Origin of the sequence: Vibrio scophthalmi LMG 19158 (assembly GCF_000222585.1) — a bacterium.
GTDB classification, from domain to species: domain Bacteria; phylum Pseudomonadota; class Gammaproteobacteria; order Enterobacterales; family Vibrionaceae; genus Vibrio; species Vibrio scophthalmi.
Map to the genome: position 1 here is coordinate 1 of NZ_AFWE01000025.1, position 2,430 is coordinate 2,430.

Consider the following 2,430-nt stretch of genomic DNA (forward strand, 5'->3'; position numbering starts at 1 on the left):
GTTTTATATGCTCTTTTAGCATCGTAACACCGCCCTCATAACCCAATGCTTTTATCTCCCGCAACAACACGGTTGCAGGTATCCAGTATGGCTTTGCCGCTTCGATTCGTTCGAGTAGGTACGCTTCATAGGGCGAAAGTTTGGTCGAGATTTGCTCTCGCTTTGAGTAGTTCGGAATAGACGCTTTAGTCCGTAGGTAATGCCTTACCGTGTTTCGTGAGATATTTAGCTCTCTGGCAATACGGCGAATACTATATCCCTGACGATATAAAACTTGAATTTCCACTAGTTGCTCCTGATTTATCATAGCTCGCCGTTTTATCCGTTAAACGAACGAACATTGTGCCTCAGGTGGGTCAATTTTAAGTCGGCGCTAGTGGGTCATTTTTACATCGGCGGTAACAGAGTGATACCTTAAAAATAATAAATAGGCTTTGAACGTCATGGCAACTCGGATACTTAAAGTTGAGGTGGAAAACGATTTCCTCAACAAAGTCTCAAATAGTGGGGCTTACACAGCAATTTCTGAACTCGTTTGGAACTCTCTCGATGCAGATGCTAGTACTGTTAAAGTTAGGCTTTGTGAAGACGCTATCATGGGCGGGTGGGATAAACTGCAAGTCATTGATGATGGTATAGGAATTTCAAACAAAGTTGCTGATAAACACTTTAGTAAACTTGGTGGTTCGTGGAAAAAATTTGCTCAAAAAACAAAGAAAGGAAGATTCTTACACGGGCAAGAAGGACAAGGAAGATTTAAGCCGTTTTCACTTGGTCGTATCATTGACTGGAACATCGTTCACCTTGAAGAAAGTCAACAACAACTACAATCGCTTGTCATAACTGGAAAATCGGAAGAGATAGGTAACTTTACCCTAAACGATGGTTCGCCAAAAGATGAACTACGCCACACAGGAACCACAGTAACAATTTCGGAGTTAACCCCTAAAGGACTAAAAGTTTCTGAAAATGGCTTGATCAATTATATCTCTTGCGCATTTGCTATTTACTTAGCTAAGTACCCAACGATAAGCCTATATGTCAATGATAAAAAAATTGACCCCGCAGAATACGTAGAACACGAAGATACTATCGATTTACCATCTGTCATTTTTGAAGAAGAGTCTTACGCATACTCGCTAAAAGTAATCGAGTGGAAATGTGATACCAAGAATGAACTTCATTTCTGTGACAGTAACGGTTTTCCGTTACACTCCTACGATAAAATGATTCGGGGAACAAGTGACTTCAATTACACCGCTTACTTAATTTCCGACCATATTAGCAAATTATCAAGTAAGGGTGTTCTAGAACTAGGCTCACTTGAGCCAACCTTGTCGAAGCCAATTGATGATGCTCTTGCATCATTGAAAAACCACCTTTATTTAAGACGTATTGCCAAGTCCGCGAACATTATACAAAAGTGGAAAGATGAAGATATTTACCCATACAGCGGAAAGACTCTCAATACGATAGATGAAGCGGAAAGACAAATATTTGATGTATTGGCTATTAATATTAGTCAAGAACTGCCAGATTTCGAAAAAGCACCAGTAAAAGTTAAAAAGCTCCAATTTAGGCTGTTAAAACAAATCGTGACTTCTAATCCAAATGATCTACAGCTGATTTTTGAAGAAGTACTAAACTTGACAGTTAAAAAGCAGAAGGAACTAGCTGAACTCTTACAAGATGTTAGCTTAACTTCAATAATTAATGCTTCTAAGATTATATCTGACCGACTAAAGTTCATTGCTGGTTTAGAGCATATTGTCTTTGACCCAGAAAAGAAAAAAGTACTGAAAGAGCGTAGTCAATTACATAAGATTTTAGCTGAAAACACATGGATATTCGGTGATGCTTTTGCTTTATCAGTAAATGACCAATCATTGACTGAAGTACTAAAAAAACACCTTAAAGCGCAAAATGTTGACCTCATACCAAACAAACCAGTGACTCGAATTGATTCTTCCCGAGGAATCGTAGATCTGATGCTCACGCAATCAGTGCCACAAAATCATGCTGAACAATTAGAGCATTTGGTTATTGAACTCAAAGCACCTAAAGTTGCTATAGGCGCAAAAGAGATACAACAAATTGAATCTTACGCATTTGCCGTTGCTGCTGACGAACGCTTTAACAAACTAGATGTCAGATGGAATTTTTGGATTGTATCAAACGATACCAACGCCTTTGCAGATAATAGAGCTAAGCAAGACAAAACTGGGCAAGGCATCATTTATCAAACCGATAATGTAACGATCCAAATCAAAACTTGGGGGCAATTAATAAAGGAATGTAAACATAGATTAGAGTTTGTACGCTCTCATCTGGACTTAGATGTGAAAACAACTGATGGCTTACAGTACTTGCAAGAAAATTACTCCGAATACACCGAGAGTATCATTTTAGATAAAGAACTACTGACCGACT

2 protein-coding genes are annotated in these 2,430 nt (G+C 38.6%); one reads left to right on the forward strand and one right to left on the reverse strand.

Annotated elements, in window-relative coordinates; all coding sequences use genetic code 11:
- Nucleotides 1-307 (reverse strand): IS21 family transposase (locus RH88_RS01040; protein ID WP_005592847.1); only part of this gene is annotated, 307 nt, incomplete at its 3' end.
- Between the two features lie 136 nt (nt 308-443).
- On the opposite strand from RH88_RS01040, the gene RH88_RS01045 reads away from it, so the two are divergent.
- Nucleotides 444-2,430, forward strand: a 1,987-nt coding sequence (locus RH88_RS01045; protein ID WP_005592848.1) for an ATP-binding protein, incomplete at its 3' end; no start/stop codon positions are given.